This is a genomic window from Paenibacillus sp. 1-8 (genome assembly GCF_056316205.1).
In genome coordinates this window covers 2,984,975-3,007,771 of the sequence record NZ_CM149995.1, presented here as the reverse complement: position 1 = coordinate 3,007,771, position 22,797 = coordinate 2,984,975, and the positions used below count along the sequence as shown (strand labels likewise).

General features: G+C 48.4%; 17 protein-coding genes. All 17 read left to right on the top strand.

Translation table 11 applies throughout. The features are described from left to right. Window positions 1–98: 98 nt before the first annotated feature. The 17 genes from AC0WRU_RS13505 to parE all read left to right on the top strand — a co-directional run bounded on the left by AC0WRU_RS13505 (window position 99) and on the right by parE (window position 22,775). On the top strand, window positions 99–1,676 hold the full coding sequence (locus tag AC0WRU_RS13505; RefSeq protein ID WP_476125074.1) for an N-acetylmuramoyl-L-alanine amidase: 1,578 nt from the start codon (window positions 99–101) through the stop codon (window positions 1,674–1,676). Window positions 1,677–1,990: 314 nt separating this feature from the next. Continuing rightward, window positions 1,991–3,490 (top strand): N-acetylmuramoyl-L-alanine amidase, encoded by a 1,500-nt coding sequence (locus tag AC0WRU_RS13500; protein ID WP_476125072.1) that lies wholly within the window; start codon window positions 1,991–1,993, stop codon window positions 3,488–3,490. 48 nt (window positions 3,491–3,538) lie between these two features. Further along, window positions 3,539–4,189: a GerMN domain-containing protein gene (locus AC0WRU_RS13495; protein WP_476125070.1), complete on the top strand. Its 651-nt coding sequence runs from the start codon at window positions 3,539–3,541 to the stop codon at window positions 4,187–4,189. 211 nt (window positions 4,190–4,400) lie between these two features. Next, complete coding sequence (nth, locus tag AC0WRU_RS13490) at window positions 4,401–5,075, top strand: endonuclease III (protein ID WP_025683283.1); 675 nt, start codon at window positions 4,401–4,403, stop codon at window positions 5,073–5,075. 57 nt (window positions 5,076–5,132) lie between these two features. Further along, window positions 5,133–5,405, top strand: a complete 273-nt coding sequence (locus AC0WRU_RS13485) for a hypothetical protein (RefSeq protein ID WP_025683282.1) — start codon at window positions 5,133–5,135, stop codon at window positions 5,403–5,405. A gap of 161 nt (window positions 5,406–5,566) precedes the next feature. Continuing rightward, the gene (locus AC0WRU_RS13480) at window positions 5,567–6,112 is read left to right on the top strand and encodes a glutathione peroxidase (RefSeq protein WP_476125067.1); all 546 of its coding nucleotides are present in this window, start codon (window positions 5,567–5,569) and stop codon (window positions 6,110–6,112) included. 191 nt (window positions 6,113–6,303) lie between these two features. After that, entirely contained in the window at window positions 6,304–9,987 is a 3,684-nt protein-coding gene (locus AC0WRU_RS13475) for a dynamin family protein (protein ID WP_476125065.1), read from the top strand. Window positions 9,988–10,253: 266 nt separating this feature from the next. Continuing rightward, a complete protein-coding gene (locus AC0WRU_RS13470) occupies window positions 10,254–12,029 on the top strand; it encodes an ABC transporter ATP-binding protein (protein ID WP_476125063.1) in 1,776 nt (591 codons plus the stop codon). Next, window positions 12,026–13,864, top strand: coding sequence for an ABC transporter ATP-binding protein (locus AC0WRU_RS13465; protein ID WP_025684783.1), 1,839 nt, complete (start codon window positions 12,026–12,028; stop codon window positions 13,862–13,864). Before AC0WRU_RS13470 ends, AC0WRU_RS13465 begins: the two co-directional genes overlap by 4 nt. Window positions 13,865–13,993: 129 nt before the next feature. Continuing rightward, entirely contained in the window at window positions 13,994–15,178 is a 1,185-nt protein-coding gene (gene purT, locus AC0WRU_RS13460; RefSeq protein WP_476125061.1) for a formate-dependent phosphoribosylglycinamide formyltransferase, read from the top strand. Beyond that, window positions 15,171–15,632, top strand: coding sequence for a GNAT family N-acetyltransferase (locus tag AC0WRU_RS13455; protein ID WP_476125059.1), 462 nt, complete (start codon window positions 15,171–15,173; stop codon window positions 15,630–15,632). The genes purT and AC0WRU_RS13455 overlap by 8 nt, the downstream gene beginning before the upstream one ends. A gap of 206 nt (window positions 15,633–15,838) precedes the next feature. Then, complete coding sequence (locus AC0WRU_RS13450) at window positions 15,839–16,582, top strand: CAP domain-containing protein (RefSeq protein WP_476125057.1); 744 nt, start codon at window positions 15,839–15,841, stop codon at window positions 16,580–16,582. A 256-nt stretch (window positions 16,583–16,838) separates the two neighbouring features. Then, window positions 16,839–17,519 (top strand): TIGR00266 family protein, encoded by a 681-nt coding sequence (locus tag AC0WRU_RS13445; protein WP_476125055.1) that lies wholly within the window; start codon window positions 16,839–16,841, stop codon window positions 17,517–17,519. 208 nt (window positions 17,520–17,727) lie between these two features. After that, entirely contained in the window at window positions 17,728–18,639 is a 912-nt protein-coding gene (locus tag AC0WRU_RS13440) for a GDSL-type esterase/lipase family protein (protein ID WP_476125053.1), read from the top strand. Then, window positions 18,639–19,715, top strand: a complete 1,077-nt coding sequence (locus tag AC0WRU_RS13435) for an ABC transporter ATP-binding protein (protein ID WP_476125051.1) — start codon at window positions 18,639–18,641, stop codon at window positions 19,713–19,715. Before AC0WRU_RS13440 ends, AC0WRU_RS13435 begins: the two co-directional genes overlap by 1 nt. After that, window positions 19,708–20,697: an ABC transporter permease gene (locus AC0WRU_RS13430; RefSeq protein WP_476125049.1), complete on the top strand. Its 990-nt coding sequence runs from the start codon at window positions 19,708–19,710 to the stop codon at window positions 20,695–20,697. Before AC0WRU_RS13435 ends, AC0WRU_RS13430 begins: the two co-directional genes overlap by 8 nt. 98 nt (window positions 20,698–20,795) lie before the next feature. Further along, window positions 20,796–22,775, top strand: coding sequence for a DNA topoisomerase IV subunit B (gene parE, locus AC0WRU_RS13425; protein ID WP_476125047.1), 1,980 nt, complete (start codon window positions 20,796–20,798; stop codon window positions 22,773–22,775). Window positions 22,776–22,797: the final 22 nt, after the last annotated feature.

Here is a 22,797-nt window from a genome sequence, read left to right as displayed (position 1 = left end):
ACGGTTCGACTCAGCATGGTATGGTAAATGTAAAATGGTTGAAGGACTATGGCTATGCAGTAGCACAAAAAATACATATCAAAGTTAGGGGAATGAGGATGAAGAAATATGGTTGGTTGATACTGGTGGCTATTCTAATTGGAGCGTGGCCGTCCGCCTCTCATGTGAATGCGGCTGGAGCAGATTTGTTTTTAGATGGAAAGAGGATAGAGGCGCCCGCAGATGCCAAGCCTGAAATGGTCAATGGAAAAGTGATGGTTCCGCTGCGAGTCGTTGGTGAACAGCTTGGATACCAATTTAAATGGGAGCCGCAAGCCTATAAAATCTCAATCCAAAAAAATAGCACAGATATGTCCATGTATGTGGGTCGTACGTCGGCTGACGTAAATGGAAAAACGGTTAATTTGGATGCACCTCCTGTACTGCGTGGTAACTCCACCATGGTTCCACTGCGTTTTGTCGGGGAGCAAATGGGGCTGAAGGTGGATTGGAATAATAAAAATAAATCCGTAAATCTCAGTCAGAAAGTGACAGCCCAGCAGACAGAAAAACAGCCTCAATCCCAAAAATCGTCACCAACGCAGGTGAAAAACACAAGCACACCAAAATCGTCTACGTCAACGACGACAATTACCAATCTCACTGGATCAGACAAGCTTTCACAGGATGTACTCGCATCATCCAAGCAGCAGGATACAGAACAGCTAAAAGCAAATACGCTACTGGTGCAAAACATTACCTTTCAAGATGAAGCATTACAGATTTCATTGAACAGAGATGTAACGCCCAAAGTGACCAAGATGACGGGACCTGACCGCATAATTGTAGATATGGCAGAAGCGGCGCTGACGTCGGAGCTTTCTCAGCAGTTTCCGGTTCGTAGCGATGGATTACGAGTGCTGACGAATATTGACAGCAGGGATGTGCAGGAAGTCAGGTTTGCCCCCGCCGATGGACAAAAGGGCGGCGTCCGTATTGTAATTGCTTTAAACCAGGTACGTGATTACGAGCTTTCAACTAACAGCACAGGTGAAATCACACTTCAGTTGCGTGAACGCAATGTTGATCAGGCTGTGACGCCAACCAATAGCGGCGGACGGAAAATTGTCGTCATTGATCCAGGGCATGGTGGCAAGGACCCTGGAGCAGAAAGTATCACTGGAAGACACGAGAAGGAGTTTACACTGGCTGTAGGGTTAAAGGTCAAGCAGCTTTTGCAAAATGATCCTGACATTCAGGTAGTCATGACCCGCGATGGAGATACGTATCCTACGCTGGATGAACGCCCCCAGCTTGCAAACGAACAGCAGGCAAGCGTGTTTGTTTCGATCCATGGAAACAGTATGCTAGCCTCCAATAAAGGAAAAGCCAACGGTTCTGAAACCTACTATGCACGTCAGGAAAGTCTGGGACTGGCAACAACGATGCATAAGCATCTTGTAGCAGCTACCGGATTTAAGGATAACGGGATTAAGGTGGCGAAGCATATCGTGACAAGAAAAGCCCAAATGCCAGCCGTGCTGCTGGAATGCGGCTACCTTAGTAATCTGTCTGATGAAGCGGCCATGTTCTCGGAAGAAACACAGGAAAGGATTGCGGAAGGGATTGTTGATGGTTTAAAGGAATATCTCGGTACTGCGATTGGCAATGACACGAGTGATTCTATCAACCCATAATTTTGAGAATTTTAAATTAGATCGTATAAAACTCACCAAAAAGCTGCTTTTCATCCCTAGCTATGTTTAGGGAGAAAGCAGCTTTTTTTTGTAATCCGATCAATGACTTTAGCCGCAAAACGAATGAACTATATTTTTAGTCAAAATTCGACAAAAATAGTTCTTTGGCACGTATATTTCTGTTATGATGGAATATATTCGCAACTTTTGGTGTGGAATAACGTCTAAAAGGTTGTCTGATATTACATAAGCGCGTATATCAGGTCGCCGCACCGGAGCATGTGGCAAAAAAATTATGAATGGAAGGGTGACGAATGAAGAAATTTGGTTTTTTGTTGTTATTATTTGTCTTCATGTGGGCGGTTCCGGGTTATGGACATGCGGCTTCGAGTGGAACACAAATCTATCTCGACGATCAACAGTTAAGTGTCCCGAGCGGTGCTAAGGCACAAGTAATTAGTGGAAATACAATGGTTCCGCTACGCGTAATTTCTGAAAATTTAGGTTATGACGTGACATGGAAGCAGCAGGCGCGAACCATAACGATTGAGAAGGACAGTACCTCGATCCGAATGATAATCGGAAGCAAGACGGCGACTGTCAATGGAAGCGACATTAGTCTGGATGCTTCGCCTCTGCTGCGTTCCAATTATGCCCTTGTACCGCTTCGCTTTATCGGCGAGCAAATGGGACTGGACGTAAAATGGGACAGTAGCTCCAAGTCCGTAAAATTATATACCCGCATTAGCGGGTCGGGAAACGGGGAATTTACTCCTCCTAAATCCGGGAATAGCAGCACAGATACTGGAAGTGTAACTGTACCAACGAATAATGCCAGTTCAGGTGTAATGCAGATACAGGGAATCAGTTTCAGTCAAAACCGCTTAACCATTACAACGACGGGTGCAGTGAAGCCAAAAGCATTTACAATGACAACCCCTGATCGGGTGGTTGTGGATTTACCGGCTACTGCGTTTGCTGACAGCTTTGGGGATCAGCAAAAACTGGACAGCAACTTGAATGGTTCACTGGATATTCAGGATGAAGCGGATGTATCCGGTATCCGCTATGCTTTATTCCAAAAGGAACCTTCAACGGTTCGCGTTGTGATTGATCTGAAGCATGCCATGAATTACACCGCATACAATGACGGCTCGAATCGTGTAATCGTCGATCTGGCATCGAAGGATTCAGTTAATACAACACCTGATTCTACTTTACCAGATGGCTCACAGCCGGATGATACACAGAACTCACCAGTTAACAGCAATGGCAAGAAAGTCGTTGTTATTGATGCCGGTCATGGAGCGAAGGATTCCGGAGCCGTTGGGATTTCGAGAAAAAATTACGAAAAGACCTTCAACTTGGCTATGGCTCTGAAAGTAGAAAGCATTTTGAAGCAGAACCCTAAACTTGAGGTTGTGTTGACACGCAGCGATGATACGTTTTTGGAGCTTAAACAGCGCGTAAAAGTGGCTGAAAATCTCAATGCCAACGTATTCGTGTCCATTCATGCCAACAGCAGCGGCAGCACGGCTTCCAACGGTACAGAGACGTATTACCAGCGTAGTGCAAGCAAAGCGTTCGCCAACGTCATGCATAAGTACTTTGCTCCAGCGACAGGTTTGACAGACCGGGGCATTCGTTATGGCAATTTCCATGTCATTCGGGAAACGACGATGCCTGCTGTTTTGCTTGAGGTAGGATATCTCAGTAATGCGAAAGAGGAAGCCACACTGTTTGATGAAGATTTCCAAAACCGGGTAGCTCAAGGGATTGCAGACGGCATCACAGAGTATCTTGGTGTAAAATAAATCTTCAACAAATCGCTTGCCAACGTCAAGCAAGGAGGGGGACATAGTATGAACAAGAAAATCGTAATCGCAGGTCTGCTGGCACTGTTTGCTATTGCAGGTGCAGGCTGCGCTTCCAAGCAGACAGACGCTCCTGCGGCTCCAACTCAGGAAACGAAAACGTCTGCGGCGCAAAATAGCACGCCAGAACAAACGGCCCCTGATGCATCGACTCAGACTGCTGAAAATAACGGAGCGAGTCAGACACCTGCATCCTCGTCAACCGAGCCTGCAAGCACCAAGACGAATACGGAAAAAACAGGAGACCGCCAATCTCAGCAGATTACGGTGTACTACACCGATACACAAGAGACAGGCTTGAAGGAACAGAAAAAGGAAATTACCTACCCAAGCGAGCTGGAAAAATTCCAAAAGACGTTTGAAGCTCTGCAAAAAAGTGGGGATTCTGCTTTGATACCGTTATGGTCCGACAAAATTTCCGTGCACAAGATCAAATTGGACAATGGAGCTTTGACGTTTGATATTTCCCTGCCGGACGAGGCCCGTCTGGGTGCGGGCGGCGAGGAATTGGCTATCGACGCTTTGAAGAAAACGATGTTCCAGTTCAAGGAAGTCAAAACGCTGGATTTGCTCGTAGATGGTCAATCCCTGGAATCCTTAATGGGACATGTAGACCTGGAGCATCCGATGAACCGTTAACAGATCAGACTGTATGAAAATTTCTTGGGAATTACACACTTTTTACGTGCAATCTGTGACAGTTAATGATAATATAGGAGTGTATTTCTCGCCTATGCAGGCAGTCATGCACAAATAGTATTCGTTTCTTTCCGGATGATTATTTAGAGTGACCGTCTTGATGCGGGCTATCCCGTATCAAGACGTTTTTTTTGGTAGGAGGTAGGATTCCGTGAATGCAGCAACCGCACGTCATATATTGGACACCATCGGTACAATGTTTCCGGATGCCCATTGTGAGCTGAACCATGATAATGCTTTTGAATTAACGATTGCTGTGTTATTGTCCGCTCAATGCTCCGATCAGATGGTGAATAAAGTAACGGCAGACCTGTTTCAAAAATACAAGACACCCGAGGATTATTTGGCTGTTCCCATAGAAGAGCTGGAGCAGGATATCCGCAGAATCGGCTTGTACCGGAACAAGGCTAAGCATATTCATAACCTGTGCCGTATATTGATAGACCAGTACGGGGGAGAAATACCGTCTGAGCATGATGAGTTGGTCAAGCTTCCCGGTGTTGGGCGCAAGACGGCTAATGTCGTTGTGTCCACCGCTTTTAATGTACCTGCCATTGCGGTAGATACGCATGTAGAGCGTGTTTCCAAACGACTCGGCTTTGCGGGATGGGACGATTCAGTGCTAGAGGTGGAAAAAAAGCTGATGAAAAGGGTGCCTAGGGACGAATGGTCCTTGACCCATCACAGAATCATTTTTTTCGGTCGCTATCACTGCAAAGCGCAAAATCCTCAATGTCAGGTATGTCCGTTGCTCGATGTATGCAGGGAAGGCAAGAAACGTATGAAAACGTCCCGGATCAGGAAAGATAAGGAACGTAGAGCTTAAAGACCCGACAGAGATTACGAGGGTTTAACCATTTAAGTGTAGAAAAGGATGAAGAGTATGAAATGCATTTCGGTATATACAGACAATTTTGAGGCTTTTTCCGATATTTTTGAGCAAATCGTAACATCGGAGTTTGCTGAAAATGAAGAACGCGAGCTTGAAGGAATTACGGTTAGCCATTCTGGTGATGTACCCGAGCATTATCTGGAGCGTATGTCTCAGAAGCCGGAAGTAGTCGTAATGAAGGACAAATCCCGCGGAATTACGATTTTGCAGCATGGTCAAGTCTTTGAAATTTTGCTGCCAGTGCTTGAGGCGGCAACCAATTAAGTTCAATTAGCGGGCATGCTTGCATGTTCCGCCGTAGGCGGCTCGGCTGGTCTAACCAGCCTGAGGGCGCATGGCGTGCACAGTCCTTGAAGTCTATCATGGACGATTCCACATATCTCAATATGAAATGTTCAATTACATCTTCTGAGGAGTTATTCTTAATGAGCATTTATGATTACTCAGCCGTTGCAATGAACGGCAAGGAAATCGCCCTTAGTGATTTTAGAGATAAAGTCGTGTTGATTGTAAATACGGCCAGCCAATGCGGGTTTACATTCCAATATCAGGATTTGCAGCGTCTGTATGATCACTATAAGGATAGAGGTTTGGTAATTCTCGGCTTTCCGTGCAATCAGTTTGCCGATCAGGAGCCAGATTCCAATGACAGCGTGCATACATTTTGTACCTTGAATTATGGGGTCGCATTCCCGATGTTCCAAAAGGTGGATGTACGTGATAAGCAGGCTCACCCGTTGTTTACATATCTTGCTTCGTCGTTGCCCTTTGAGGGCTTTGATGAAACGCATTCGGTTGCCAAAATACTTATTCCTTTAATTCACGAGCGTCATCCTGAATACTTGGCGGGAGATTCGATCAAATGGAATTTTACGAAATTCCTGATTGATCGGAACGGGAAAGTGGTCAAACGCTTTGAAGCGACGACTGATCCTCTGGATATGGAAGAGGATATTGAAGCTTTATTATAATGACCGTTTTGGACAGAATGAAACGAACTATTTTTATGATTGATGAAAAGGCGGTTTCCCCAAAGTCGTGCATTTGAGGGTAACGCCTTTTTTTTACAACTTTTTAATTGTGATGATTCTCACAGCGACTTAGGAATGCTACAATAAAGCTATTTGAGGCTTCTAAGAGACAAGGAGTGGAACTGTAGCTTATGATGCAAACGATTACAGGAGATACCGGGGAAGAATGGAATACGATAGAACGGCTGCGGGATTTTTTGCGCACAGCCGGGGATGGGGAAGGAGCAAAAGCTGTAGCTGAATTGCTGGAAAAGGCGGAAGCAGAGGAACTGACCATTGCATTTTGTGGACATTTTTCGGCTGGGAAGTCGAGTTTAATCAACAGTTTGTGCGGCAAAACAGTGCTGCCGTCCGGGCCGATTCCTACGAGTGCTAATGTGGTATCCATCCGTTACGGACGTTCGAGAGCGCTCATTCATCCGGCCAAAACATTAGAAAACCAGGAGCCGGAGGTACTGGAAACCTCTCTGTTCGAGCTGGCTGAATATTGTAAAAATGGCGGAGCTTATGAATCGGTTCAGGTATGGGAGGATATCCCGATGTTGGCTGGCGGAGGGGTATTGATGGATACGCCTGGTGTTGACTCTACGGACCACGGTCATGCGCTTGCGACACATTCAGCTTTACACTGGGCGGATATTGTTTTTTATGTGATGGATTATAACCATGTCCAATCGGAAAATAATTTGTCCTTTGCCAAAAGCCTGTCAGATTGGGGCAAGCCGTTATATTTGATTATTAACCAAATAGATAAGCATCGAGAGCGAGAGCTTTCATTTACACGTTATCGTAGTGAGGTGGAAGCCAGCTTTCATGCATGGCAGGTTAATTACACGGATATACTGTTCACTTCCTTGAAAGAGCAAAACCATCCTTGGAACCAATGGAAAGGGCTGCCATTGCTGATTAAAGCACTGCTGGAGCGAAAAACAGAGCTATTGTTGTACAGTTTGGTTTCCTCAATGCGCCATTTGGCGGATCAACATGTGGAAGCTGTACAGGCTGCTGCGGAAGAGGAACTGAACACGTTGCTGGAAGAGGCAGGCGGGGAGGAAGCCATTTCGCGTCTGGATACGGAACTGGAAATCTTGCAGCAAGAGGACGAACACTGGCAAATGCTGCCGGAGCAGGAGCATAAACGGCTGCGGCAAGAGCTGGATCATGTACTGGAGCATGCCCATTTGACACCTGCGGAGCTGCGTGAGGCGGCGGGCGAATATCTGGAGAGCCGCAGGCCGGGCTTCAAGACCGGGTTGTGGTTCGCCGGAGGAAAGACGGAGCGAGAGAAGGAGGTGCGTTTGGAACGACTGACTGGTATGTTGGCTGATCAGGTAGAGGGGCAGTTGCTCCCCCACGTTCGAGAGCTGCTGCGTTCCTGGGGGGACGGGCATGGTTTGTGGTCGGCTGCGCTGGAGCAGGAGCTGGAGAAAATTCGTCCTGTGACGGATCGGAGACTGATTGAGCAGACGGTGAAAGAAGCAGCGTTGTCGCCAGAGTATACGCTGAACTATTGCAAGGATTTGCGCAGCACCGTCACGGCAGATTGCCGCCGCAAGACGCTGGCGCTGGCAGACCGCCTGCTGGCACAGTTGGCTGCGCAGGCCGAAGCTCGCCGCGCGGCTCTCGCATCCGCGCGCACCGAGCTGCTGGCGCAGGCGGACGCGGCAGGCCGTTACCGCGCCCGCCTAAGCGCCTCGGCTGCGCACGCCACCGCGCTGCGCAGTCTGCTGCCGCAAGCTGCTGTGCCCGGTGCGTTGCCTCGCGCGGCAACGCCTGCGCCTGCGGCGGAAACCGCCGCTACGGCCTCGGCGGTTTCCGCCGCGTCAGCGGGCGCTGCGCGTACCGCAGCCGCTGGCGCAGGGGCCGCATCGACGCAGCCGCTGGCGGGCACGGCGGTAGCACAGCCCACCGCCGGAGGCCGCCGCACGCGGCTGGATGCAGCAGCGTCCCGGTTGGAGGCCGCCGCTGCATTAGTGAGTCCGTACCCTGCCATGCAGGCGGTGGTACGGGATTTACACGCCCGCGCCGCTGCGCTGGAGGGCGGGAGGTTCACGCTGGCGCTGTTCGGAGCGTTCAGCGCCGGGAAGTCCAGCTTCGCCAATGCTTTGCTGGGCGAAGCGGTGTTGCCCGTATCGCCGCATCCGACGACAGCGGCGATTAACCGGATTATGGTGCCCGCAAGCCAGGAGCGCCATGCCACAGCCGACGTCCAAATGAAATCGTTGGACGTTTTGCGTGAAGACCTTAAATACTCGTTCCGTCTGCTAGGACTGGGAGAACCGGGTGTGGAGGGATGGCTGGATGCCGTACATGCGTTGTCGCCGGAAGGTATTCACCCTGCCGGACGGCCCCATTACAGCTTTTTGAAGGCCGCCGCAGCCGGGTGGACAGAAGCTGAAAGCTTGCTGGGCCAGCAGCTTCAAGTAAATCTGGAGCAATATCGGGACTTTGTTGCCTCCGAGCATAAGTCATGCTTTGTAGAGCATATTGACCTTTATTATGACTGCCCTTTGACCCGTCAGGGGATCGTGTTGGTGGATACGCCCGGAGCGGATTCAGTAAATGCGCGCCACACAGGCGTAACCTTCAATTATATGAAGCATGCGGACGCTCTTGTATTTGTCACCTACTATAATCATGCGTTTACCCAGGGAGATCGTCAATTTTTGAACCAATTGGGCCGTGTGAAAGAGACGTTGGCACTGGATCAGACCTTTTTTATCGTCAATGCAGCGGATCTCGCTTCGTCCGAAGATGAGCTACTATCCGTGACCAAACATGTGCAAGAGCAACTGCAAGCAAACGGGATTCGTAAGCCGCGTATTTATCCGCTGTCAAGTATGCTGGCGCTGGAAGCAGCCGAGCAGGGAGAGGCTTCGCTGCGTGCGGCTTCACGTTTTGATGCGTTTGAAAATGATTTTTCAGCATTCGCAGCCGAAGAACTGGCCGGATTGTCCATTGCGTCCGCCATGCAGGAGCTGGCGCGGCTGCGGAGCCGATTAGAGCAACACGCCGTCGATGCCAGGTATAGCGTGGAGGAACGCGAAGGGCGGTTGGAGCGATTAACCTATATCCGCGAAGAACTGGAGCAAACCCTCTTGAGTCTGTCTGACAGCAGCGGTGCAGCCGTGCTGTCTGGGGAAACCGATGAACTGCTGTTTCACGTACGCCAACGGCTTGCTTATCGGACTGGAGAGTTTATGGCGGAGGCGTTTCATCCGTCTGTCCTGCGGGAAGGCGTGGGCGATCTTCGCTCAGCCTTTGCATCCTGTGGCCGTGAACTAATGCGCCTGATCGAACTGGAGCTGTCACAGGAATTGCTGGCAACCACGCTCAGGCTGGAAAAAACGGGACAAGGCTTGGTACGCAAGGCCGTACAACGGTGCGTAGAGGATATGAACCATCAACTGGAAGGACTGGATTGCACGGTTCCTGAACCCCGAGAGTGGGCTGTTCCCGAACTGATTGAAAATTCCTTGCAGGAGTCCATCCATTGGAAGGAATATTGGAACAGCTTTAAAAATCCAAAGCTATTTTTTGAAGGAGCGGGTCGCGCGGGTCTGCAAACCAAGCTGGAGCCGGTGCTGCGCGAGCGAATTGGGGAAGCTGTAGAGCAACAGCGAGAACAACTATCCTCTTTTTACATTACGCTGGTGCAGGAGGAACAAACGTGGCAGACGGCTCTGCTTCGGGAGCAGATGCTGGAGACGATTCGTGGTATGGAGCATGCACTTACGGGTGGTGAGCAGCCACAGGTTTGGGAAGAGCTTGCTAGTCGGATCGCCGCCTTGGAGAAGGAAGAATCTCTGAGATAAAGTATATAAATATGCACACAAGCATAGCTTTCATCAGGACACCGGGTTGCGGGACAACCCGGTGTTTTACGCATACTCCAAAAAGAAAGCAATGTTGAGCAATCAGCCATATTCAATGATAAGAAAGCGATTTAATTTGCCTAATCACCCGTCAATTGCGAACCTGCCTGAAAACGGCCTCTTATCCTCTTTGCCGCCTTGGAATGCGAATGGTAAACTTCACTAAGCCATATAACAACGTCGTGCAACTAATGGAGGGACTTGACATGGATGTGCTCAGGCAATTGCAGGGCTTTTTTCGTGAGAGGAGACATTATCTGTTTCTTTCCATTCTATGCCTTGCGATAGCGACGGCCCTGGGACTGGTGTATCCAAACCTGCTCCAACGGCTAATTGATAACGCTATCATCCCCGGTGACTTCGGGAAAGTCCCGGCACTGGCTCTAACTGTGCTGGGCGTAGTGATCGTCAAAGGCTTTATGCAATTTTTACACGGATTTTTTGGTGGACGACTGGGTAACTATCTGGCCTACCGACTCCGCAATGCTTGTTATGAAAAGCTGCAATTTTTGTCCTTCAGATATTATGACACTGCCAAAACTGGCGATCTCATGTCCCGTTTGACGGGTGATCTGGAGGCGATTCGCAACTTTATCGGGTTTGGTTTTGCCCAACTCCTCAATGTCGTACTGATGGTCGTATTCGGATCTATGATGATGCTGTACATCAACTGGCAGCTCACTCTCTTTACGATGATCAGCATGCCTCTGCTGCTCTTCGTCACGTTTAAGTTCGAATCCCGAATTCACCCCACCTTTCAGGAAATGCGGCTTGCACTAAGCGCCTTGACGACAGCGGTGCAGGAAAATATAACAGGTGTGCGCACCGTCAAATCTTTTGCCCGCGAATCATATGAGGTTGAAAAATTTTCAGTGCGAAATGAGCAGTACAAAAGTAATCAAATTCAAGCTGCTTCCCTGTGGAGTCGTTTCTTCCCCGCCATGGAGCTGATTGCTTCTGTCAGTGTGGTTCTCCTGCTGGGCATGGGGGGCTATCTGGTTATTGAAAAATCGCTGACTCTGGGTCAGCTTGTCGCTTTTTTTAGCTTAATTTGGTACATTATCGGTCCCATCTGGAACATTGGCTTTCATATCAATAACTATACGCAGTCCAAAGCTTCAGGTGAACGGGTCTTGGAGCTTCTGAATCAACCAGTGGATGTTACTGATGAAGCTGATGCGCTGATGCTTGATGCTGATGAGGTAGAGGGCCATGTTACATTTGAACATGTCACCTTTGCTTACGGGAATAAGCTACCCGCTGTGGTTGACATCAACCTGGATGCGCCCCCGGGATCGGTTATCGGTATTTTGGGCGGAACGGGATCAGGTAAATCCACTATTATTCAACTGCTCATGCGAGCTTATAATGTGAACGCAGGCAGTATCAAGCTGGATGGAACGGATATACGACATTTAAAAATCCGTGATTTACGTGCTCAAATTTCTTCTGTGTTTCAGGAAACGTTCCTGTTCTCATCATCCATTCGTAACAACATCGCCTATGGACTAAGCCATGTCAGCATGGATGACATTATACGTGTATCCAAGCTGGCTCAGGCACATGAATTTATTACCGAGCTGCCATTGGGTTATGACACTGTCGTCGGTGAACGGGGACTGGGGCTGTCCGGTGGGCAAAAACAACGGATTGCCATCGCACGGGCCTTACTCAAAAATCCGAAAATTCTGGTGCTTGATGATGCGACCAGCGCGGTCGATATGGAGACGGAGCATGAAATCCAGACTGGTTTTCAGGAGGTTATGCGGGGACGGACGACCTTTATTATTGCTCACCGTATTTCTTCACTTCGTCATGCTAATGAAATTGTAGTGCTGGAGGAAGGGCGAATAGTTCAGCGAGGAACGCATGAACAGCTCATTGCGACCCCAGGTCCATATCAGGATGTGTATCATATTCAATACGCCGACTACATAGCCCAAGCTCCTGACGGTGTATCCGAAAGGCAGGTGAGACCATGAATGTACCCGCTGAAAAAGCCAAACCGCTTCAAAAACCAATGAATGAGCGATTTGTGTACCAGGATGATGATATCATCGACAAACCGTTTAACTGGTCGGAATTCAAACGGTTGCTCGCATACATGAAGCCTTATGCCCGGCAGATCCTACCGATCCTTCTGGTCATGATGATTCTCGGTACCATCACCAAGCTGACCGTTCCCTATCTGATCAGTCTGGCCATTGACAAGGCGATTGCTCCCACATGGCCTGCACTGCCGAGTGTAAAATTACTGCTGCTTATAACCGGAGCTGTGCTGTTGCTATATTTAATTCAATGGGCAGCCAGTACGTACCGCATTAAATTCACCAATATTATCGGTCAACGTGTCATTTACGATCTGCGTGAGGATCTGTTTAAGCATATTCAGAAGCTTTCCTTTAACTTCTTTGATAAAAGACCGGCTGGCTCTGTCTTGGTGCGTGTTACGAATGACATCAACTCACTTCAGGATCTATTTACGAATGGTGCGGTGAATGTCCTGATTGACTGCGTACAGCTCACTGGGATCATTGTCATTTTGCTACTGATTAACTGGAAACTTGGTCTGGCAGTGATTGTGACTGTTCCAATCATGTTTTTGATCTCTACCAAGCTGCGTGTGCGCATCCGTCGTGCCTGGCAGGAAGTACGTATGAAGAATTCCCGTATCAACTCCCATCTGAATGAGTCCATTCAGGGTATCCGTGTGACACAGGCGTACACGCAGGAGCAGGAAAACATGGCTTATTTCGATAACATGAACAGCTCCAGCAAGCGGTCTTGGGATAAAGCTTCCGCCATGAATCAGGTTTTTGGACCGCTCATTGATATTACCGGAGGCTTGGGCACGCTTGTGCTGTTCTGGTTCGGGGCGCATCTGATTCAGACGGATCAACTTACGGTAGGTCTGCTAGTTGCGTTTGCCAATTATGTGGGGAACTTTTGGGACCCGATTAATCGACTGGGACAAATGTACAACCAGTTGCTGGTTGCGATGGCTTCGTCGGAAAGAATTTTTGAGTTTATGGATGAACAGCCGAATATTGCGAATAAGCCGGGAGCCAAAGACCTGCCGTCCATTCGCGGCGATATTCATTTTGAAGAAGTTGTATTTGAATATGAAAAGGGACGTCAGGCGCTTAAAGGCATTAATCTTTCTGTCGAGGCGGGTCAATCCATTGCGCTTGTCGGGCATACCGGATCTGGTAAAAGCACCATCATTAATCTGCTCAGTCGGTTTTATGACATTACATCAGGGCGGCTCACGATTGACGGCCATGATGTGCGTGATGTAACGGTGGAGAGCTTGCGTAGTCAAATTAGCATCGTACTTCAGGATACGTTTATTTTTTCAGGTACGATTCGCGATAATATTCGATTCGGTCGTCTGGATGCAACGGATGAGGAAATTGAAGCGGCTGCGAAGGCAGTTAATGCTCATGAATTCATCGTTCATTTGCCGGGCGGCTATGAAACGGAGGTCGAGGAGCGGGGCGGTATGCTGTCCATGGGCCAGCGCCAACTGTTATCCTTTGCCCGCGCATTGCTCGCTAATCCGCGAATTCTTATTTTGGATGAAGCCACAGCGAGTATAGATACAGAAACAGAGCTGAAAATTCAGGAGGCTCTTCAGGTGCTGCTGGATGGCAGAACCTCCTTCATGGTTGCTCACCGTTTGTCCACGATCCGGAATGCCGATCATATCGTCGTGCTGGATCATGGGCAGATCCAAGAAAGTGGGAATCATGAACAATTGATGAAAAAACATGGAATTTATCGGGGGCTGGTGGAAGCACAGTTCAGATTTTTGTAAAAAAAAGATCAAAAAATCGCGTTTTTTGTAAATTTAAATGCGGAGCGCTATTGCAATCTTGGAGCTAAACCCTGAAAATAAAGATGAAAAGAGATCAGAGCAATTTCGTCAGAGGGGGAAGAGTTCAAGATGTGGGGTGCTCCTTTTTCTGCCGGGGCTAAAAAGATGCTGCTGCTGGGTAGCGGCGAATTGGGAAAAGAAGTCATTATTGAAGCTCAGCGGCTTGGCGTGGAATGCATTGCTGTAGACCGTTATGAACTGGCCCCAGCAATGCAGGTTGCCCATCGTTCTCATTGTTTGGATATACAGGATGCTGAGGCGTTGAAGGCACTGATTCGCAAGGAAAAGCCCGACATAATTGTACCTGAAATCGAAGCTATTGCTACGGGTGCTTTGGAAGAATTGGAGCAAGAGGGATTTCACGTAGTTCCAACGGCCCGGGCCGCCCGTCTTACGATGGACCGGGAGGGTATTCGCAGACTTGCTGCTGAGAAGTTGCAAATTCCGACTGCCGCCTACCGCTTTGCAGATGATTTTGAGCAATTGCGGTCAGCGGTTCATGAGCTGGGCACGCCATGCGTGGTCAAGCCCTTGATGAGTTCGTCGGGGAAAGGGCAGTCTGTATGCCGGACACCCGAAGACGCTGAATCCTGTTGGAATACGGCGCTGGAAGGCGCACGTGCCAAAACAACACGTGTCATTGTTGAAGCTTTTGTTCCGTTTGAGAGTGAAATTACGTTATTGACCGTCAGATCAGTATCGGGTACGACTTTTTGCCCACCGATTGGCCATATTCAGAAGGATGGGGATTATGTCGAATCTTGGCAACCTCATGGCATGACGGACAAGCAGCTCTTGGACGCGCAGGACATTGCCCGTACGATTACGGATGAACTGGGTGGTTACGGATTGTTTGGCGTTGAGCTGTTTTTAACGGCTGATGGCGTCGTATTCAGTGAAGTATCCCCCCGTCCGCATGATACGGGAATGGTGACGATGATTACGCAGGATTTGTCGGAATTTGCGCTTCACGTGCGGGCCATTCTCGGATTTCCGATACCGTCGGTCACACTGCTAACTCCTGGGGCTTCGGCTACCTTGAAGGCAGAACGAGCTACACGAGATTTTGTAATCGGTGGTCTGCATGATGCATTATTGCTTCCCCGGACACAGGTGCGAGTGTTCGGGAAGCCTGAAACCAAGCCGGGACGCCGGATGGCTGTAGCGCTTAGCGCTGCGGGAGATGTGGAAACAGCACGGAAGACGGCCAAAGAAGCTGCCAATATGCTGAAAGTGGAGGTAAATCATGTCTAACAATGTGATGATTCCAGTACTGACAATTCGTTCCGTAGAGCTTGGCGATTGCGAAGCCGTAACAGGACTGCTAAGAGAAGTCGGTTATCCGATGACTTGTGCTGTGATGAAAGAAGTTATGGGAACTACGCAGGAGGACTATCAAGCGAATATGATGGTCGCAGAAATGGATGGTCGTGTTGTCGGCGTAATCGGCATGCATACGGCTCAAAGCCTTGCTTATCCTGATCCTGCTGTACAAATCACCATGCTGGTCGTGAGCAAGGAGTATCGCGGCGAGGGCATCGGCAAGCGCCTGGTGGCCTGTGGTGAGGAGTGGGGTCGTGCGCAAGGAAGCTTCCATTTGTTCATTACCGGAGCGAATAACCGCATCAAACAAATAGAGGCCCAAGCATTCTACAACCGAATCGGCTTTGAAAAGCAAGGCTACCGTTTCAGCAAAAAGCTTAAATAAAAGTTCTGACAAGCCCGGATTATATTCAGAGCCTCATTAACCCATAGATCAGTCCCGTTTAGGCTATTGCCGAGCGGGGCTATTTTTTTTCCAAATATTATACCATTGATCCTGCTATGAAACATGATATACTGCTAGAGAAAAGATTACAAAGTTGTAACCAGGCGAGTTCACAACAAGATATTATACAACAAGGAGATGACGAAATGAAGAATATGTTGAAAAAAACACTGGTGATGGGAAGTTTAACCGCTATGTTATCCGCAGGATTCATCGTTCCGGCATCAGCTTCACCAGCCGACGATTTGTCTGCCCAACTACAACAATGGTTCCAAGATAACGGATATAAGGTGAATACCTCTAAGGGAACGACTACGATTACGAAGACCGTAATTCAGGATTTGTCCGGACAGGATAAAGCAAAGACGAAGACAAAGACAAAGAATCCTTCTTCCGACAAGCAAGTAGCAAAGCCAGCTAACCAAAAAGGTTCACAGCCTGCTACAAACAAACAGCCGAAATCACAAAATACGAATTCAGGAGCGGGTCAGTCCGCTGGGTCGGCTGCACAGCTCAGCAAGTCCCAATTTGCAGCAGAAGTAGTCAAGCTGGTGAATAACGAGCGTAGCCAAAAAGGTTTGAGTCCACTCGCTTCTAATGCGAAGCTTACCGAAGTGGCCTTGGCCAAGGCAAAGGATATGAGTACAAACAATTACTTTTCCCATACATCCCCGACCTACGGCTCACCATTTGATATGATGAAGAAATTCGGCGTTACTTATACGTATGCGGGTGAAAATATTGCGATGGGACAACAAACCCCGCAAGAGGTTATGAAAGCCTGGATGAACAGTCAGGGACACCGTGAAAATATTTTGAAGGCAGAATTTACACAAATCGGTGTAGCTTACTACAATGGATATTGGGTACAGGAATTCACACGTAACTAAAAGTCGATAATAAAAAGCGCTTCAAACGTCATTATGTTTCTCATGTATACCATTATACTGACAATTTAAAGCTAATTTTAAGGGCCTGCTGATACGTTCAGCGGGCTTTTTTACGTTGTTTTCCCTTCTAATAGAATAATGCGCTTACCTATTACTTTTGCTTATATGCAAGAACAGGTATAAGTGCTGCAAGTATAGTATGATAACACCAAGCTATATTGATAACTAATGACTTATGGGAAAGTCAGGTGAACGAATGAGCTACGAAATTGTGCATGAAGGTGCTTTTGCTATGCTCAAGGTGCAGTTGAACCCCGGAGAAACGATTAAAGCGGAGATGGGAGCTATGGTTTCCATGTCTTCCAGTGTGGATATAAAGGGGACTGTGGATGGTGGATTGTTGCGCGGTTTAGGCCGGATGCTGAGCGGGGAGAAATTCTTTTTTCAGGAGCTGAGAGCATCTCGAGGGCCAGCTGAAGTGCTGCTTGCTCCGGCAAGTATAGGTGATGTGCAAGCGGTGGAATTGGACGGTACGTATAGACTTTTGGTGCAAAAGGATGGCTTCCTGGCGTGTACGGAAGGCATTGAGGTCAGCACCAAAATGCAGAATCTGATGAAAGGATTGTTCTCGGGCGAAGGTTTTTTTATCGTTGAAATCAGCGGTCGCGGAACAGTATTTTTGTCCTCTTACGGGGCCATTCATCCGATTTATGTTGCACCCGGAGAGGAGCGTATTATTGATAACGCTCATCTGGTGGCATGGCCGGACTATATGGATTACAAAATTGAAAAAGCGTCCAAAGGCTGGTTGTCCAGTGTAACGAGCGGAGAAGCACTTGTATGCCGTTTTCGCGGCGAGGGGACGGTATTGATCCAAAGCCGAAATCCGGGCAGCTTCAGACAATGGATCAAAAGCTTTATACCCGATAGCAAGTAGTTTTTCGTTTATGTAGAGGTAAAGGATGAGCTGTACGAACCAAAAAGGCGTAATGAAAAGGATGGCTAAATGCCATCCTTTTTAACATACTTATGTAACTTTCTGCTTTCTTTTTACATGTATGCTTCATAACACTCAGAACAGTTTATTTGCAAAATGATATGAGAAGCTTTATGTTTATTTCACCAAGGATCAGGAGGGAACACAAGTGAATTCATCAAAATGGATCTGGCGGTCTGTCGGTTCCGTGTCCATCGCCGCCACACTGCTATTATTGTACGGATTTATTGCCGCAGTAGGAAGTATTACGGCCCCCGAGCCGCTCGCTAGCACCAAACCTGCAAATTCGGGTTCATCACAAATACAAAATGCGCCATCCGCTGCAACTCAGGTGGGGGAGTTTAGGGTAGCTGCCATAGGAGATTCGCTGGCAAAAGGAACCGGCGATGACTCGGGCAGTGGTTTTGTACGACGGTCGGTAACCTTGTTAAATGATCAGGAAGGCCATAAGGCTCAGCTCATTAATAACCTTGGCATTAACGGGCTGACGACTCAAGGACTTTTGACCAAACTGGATGAGCCTGGCGTGGCTTATGTGTTGAAAAAGGCTAATGTTATTATTGTGTCCATTGGCGGAAATGATTTGTTTCAGGGGGCACAAGCTGCCCAAACTGGCAAAGAGCCACCTACGCTTAATGGCTTGCGCAAGGCTCTGCCTGATGCAGCCAAGCGTTTGCAAAAAGTGCTGATAAAAGTCGGAAAAATCAATCCGAAGGCTAAAATTATATACGTTGGACTATATAATCCATTCAGTGACCTGCCGGAAATGAAAATTCCGGGAAATCTCGTCGTGACGGAATGGAATCTGGCTGCTATGGCGATTACCGATCAAAACAGTAATATGACGCTGATTCCAACCTTCGATTTATTTCAGCAAAATTTGCCGGTTTATTTATCCTCTGATCATTTTCATCCTAACGGACAGGGCTATCAGGCAATTGCTGAGCGTATCGCTCAAGGGTTTGCGGTAGCAGCGGCCAAGGAAGGCGACAATACGGGGGATGGACAACAGTCCACGAGCAGCCAACCCGCTGATGTGAAGAAGGGAGGGAACAAGTGATGGGTATTCAATCTGCTGACAAGACCGAGACCGATGTAGTAAGGGCTTCGACAACCACAGATGGAGCATCCGTCTATCATCCCGACAATCAGATCCGCAGTGCAGACGGAGGCAGAAGCGACAACGAAACGGTTCTCTCTGTTCAGCACGTCAAAAAGCGTATCGGACGCAAAATGATCATTCATGATGTAACCTTCGACGTACGTGCGGGTGAAATTTTTGGCTTTCTTGGTCCCAATGGAGCCGGAAAAACAACAACCATCCGTATGCTGGTCGATCTGATCAAGCCTACGGAGGGCACTATAACGGTATGTGGTCATAATGTGAACCGTGATCCGGAGCAGGCCTTGCAGCATATCGGTTCTATTGTGGAAAATCCGGAGGTGTACAGTTACCTGACAGGGTGGGAGAATCTGGAGCATTTTGCCCGGATGCAGCCTGGTGTGGATGAACAGCGTATTCGTGAAGTGGTGGAGCTGGTGCGGCTGGATCGCCGTATTCATGATAAGGTAAGTACGTATTCTCTCGGGATGCGTCAGCGTCTCGGTATTGCCCAGGCCTTGCTTGGCAAACCCAAGCTGCTTATTCTGGACGAACCGACAAACGGGCTGGACCCCAAGGGGATCAAGGAGATGAGAGCTTTTATCCGTCTGTTGGCGGCAGAGGGCATGGCTGTATTTGTTTCCAGTCATTTGCTTAGTGAAATCCAGTTGTTATGTGATCGTGTGGCAATTATAAGTCGGGGAAAGGTGCTGGCTGTTGGTGGTGTGCGGGAACTGGTTGAGACGCACTCGCACATGGCCGTATGGCAACTGGAGCCTCGTGATCAGGGCCTTGCCCTATTGCAAAAAAATCCGCATGTGCGAATTATTACGAATGCCGATGAACTGATTGATGACAGCATTGTTGCAGGCAGCGGAGCGGATGCCATTTTTACTGAAATGGACGAAGAACATATCGCGGAGCTGGTCGTACAAATGACGGCTTCCGGCATTTCCGTTAAAGGTGTAAGCAAAATCAACCCTACACTGGAGCAGCTATTCCTGAAAATGACGGAAGGTGAGATTCTTGAATAACATTTTACCGCTCGTACAAAATGAAACGCTCAAAATCATCAAGAAGAAACGATTTTATGTCATTTTACTTGTTTTGCTTGTGCTTGTGCCGATTTTTACGTACGCTCAGATGAAGGTGGCGGAAAATAACCGCGAAAAATTCGGCAATGACTGGCGACTGGAGCTGCGTCAGGCCATTACCGACAACCAAAATTCGCTGGGCAGCGACCGGGTTCCGGAAGAATGGAAGACCTACAGGCGAGTATTTGTCCAACAAATGCAATATTATCTGGAAAATGACGTGAACCCGAATGAGCCAAGTGGCGTAACCTTTACCAGAGAGTTTATGGACAATTCCATTAATTTGTTCGTTCCATTGCTTATTATGGCTATTGCCTCCGATCTGGTTTCAGGAGAACGAACGACGGGTACCATAAAAATGCTGCTGACCCGTCCTGTCAGGCGGTGGAAGGTACTGCTGAGCAAGCTGCTAACGCTATATATGTTCGTTTCGCTCATCATTTTGGCTGTGTTTGTGATTAGTTATCTTATATCGGGCTTGTTTTTTGGCTTTCGCGGTTTTAATGTTCCGGTATTTACGGGCTTTCAAATTGTTGGATCGACGGTGGATATGTCTGCGGTACATGCGATCCCGCAATGGTACTATCTGATGCTACAAGCCGGATTAATCTGGTTCGTCAGTCTCGTGGTAGCCTCGCTTGCCTTTATGGTATCGGTGCTGGTACGCAGTACGGCGGCAAGCATTGTGGTAATGATGGCTGCGCTTATTTCAGGCACAATTTTAACGAACATGGCCTCATCCTGGCAGAGTGCCAAATATTTATTTATGGTCAACCTCGAATTGACCGATTATTTATCAGGAAGCCCCGCCCCGATTGAGGGGATGACCTTGCCGTTTTCTTTGGCTGTACTGGGCATTTGGGGGGCTGCGGCGCTGATTGTTTCATTCGCCGTCTTTACGAAACGGGATATATTGAATTAAAATGGACAAGGTAAAAGAAAACATCTGTTTGCATTTTTGGTGAAAATCATCGAGAATAAGGCAAAACACGGTTACGATTAGACAAAGGGGGAGCATGAATGGTCGACAAAATCGACTTGTCTGCGGGAGCGTCCGGCACTCAGAACGGAGCTTTGGAATATGGCGTGGACGACATTCAAGTGCTCGAAGGGCTTGTAGCAGTTCGCAAACGGCCGGGCATGTATATTGGAAGCACCAGTTCTTCGGGACTACATCATTTGGTATGGGAAATTGTGGACAACGCGGTTGATGAGCATCTTGCCAAGTTTTGCTCCCGCATTGACATTACAATGCATAAGGACGGTTCCGTTACAGTAACAGATAACGGGCGTGGTATTCCTACGGGAATGCACAAAACAGGAATCCCAACACCACAGGTAGTATTTACCATTTTGCACGCCGGAGGTAAGTTCGGCGGTTCGGGATATAAAAAGTCCGGGGGTCTGCACGGTGTGGGCGCGTCCGTAACGAACGCTCTTTCGGAATGGCTTGAAGTGGAAATTTACCGGGACGGCAAGATTCACCGTCAGCGGTTTGAATATTGGCAGGACAAGAAGGGCGTGGAGCATGTCGGGGAACCGACCACAGGCCTTGAAGTGCTGGGCAATACCAACAAGACGGGCACCAAAATTACATTTAAACCGGATATTCGCGTATTCCAGGCAGGCATTCATTTCAACTACGATACGCTGGCCGAACGGCTTCAGGAAATTGCTTTTCTGAACTCGGGTCTCCGTATCCAGCTTAAAGATGAACGCAGCGGGAAGTCGGATGAGTATTTTTATGAGGGCGGAGCGAGTCAGTTTGTCGCTTTTCTGAATGAAGGCAAGGACGTGCTGCATGACGTCATTCACTTCAATGCAGAGAAGGAAGACGTTGAGGTGGAAATTGCCATTCAGTACAATGCAGGTTATACCGAAACGATTGCTTCGTTTGTCAACTCCATTCCGACACGGGGCGGGGGTACACATGAAACGGGCTTCAAAACCGCTTACACCCGTGTCATGAATGACTATGCGCGACGCACGGTAATGCTGAAGGAAAAGGATAAAAATCTGGAAGGCAATGATTTGCGAGAGGGAATGATGGCCGTAATCAGTGTCAAGATGGCTGAGGTTGAATTCGTCGGCCAGACAAAGGATCAGCTGGGTAGCGCATCCGCACGCAGTACCGTGGATGCGATTGTATCGGAGCAGATGCAGCGTTTTCTGGAGGAAAATCCGCAGGTCGCGCAAACGTTAATCAAAAAGGCAGTACAGGCGTCCAGAGCGCGTGAAGCAGCACGTAAGGCTCGTGACGAAATGCGTTCCGGCAAGAAACGCAGTGAAAGCTCTAATCTGAACGGCAAGCTGTCGCCTGCGCAGTCCAAGGATTTTACACGAAACGAGTTATTTATCGTGGAAGGTGATTCGGCTGGAGGATCGGCGAAGCAGGGACGGGATTCCAAAATTCAGGCTATTTTGCCCTTGAAGGGCAAGCCGATGAACCCGGAGAAATCCAAGCTGGCGGATGTTATGAAAAATGATGAGTACCGCGCGATTACAGCAGCAATCGGGGCGGGGGTAGGAACAGAGTTTACGCTGGAAGACAGCAATTATTCCAAAATCATCATTATGACGGATGCGGATACGGACGGCGCGCACATTCAAGTGCTGCTGCTAACGTTCTTTTATCGGTATATGAAAGAGCTGATTGATGCGGGACGCATATTTATCGCTCAACCGCCATTGTATAAGATAACCCGGAAGTCGGGTAAGCTCGAAACGGTACGTTATGCCTGGACTGACGAGCAGCTTGATAATTACTTAAAGGAATTTGGACGGAATTTTGAGCTTCAACGCTATAAAGGACTCGGGGAGATGAATCCTGATCAGTTATGGGAAACGACGATGAATCCCGAGTCACGTACCCTGCTGCGCGTCCAGATTGAGGATGCAGCCAAGGCTGAACGCCGTGTGTCCACATTGATGGGCGACAAGGTTGATCCGCGCAAGCGCTGGATTGTGGAAAACGTAGATTTTACGGAATATGTAGAGTAGTGCTATCAAATGAGGTGTATAC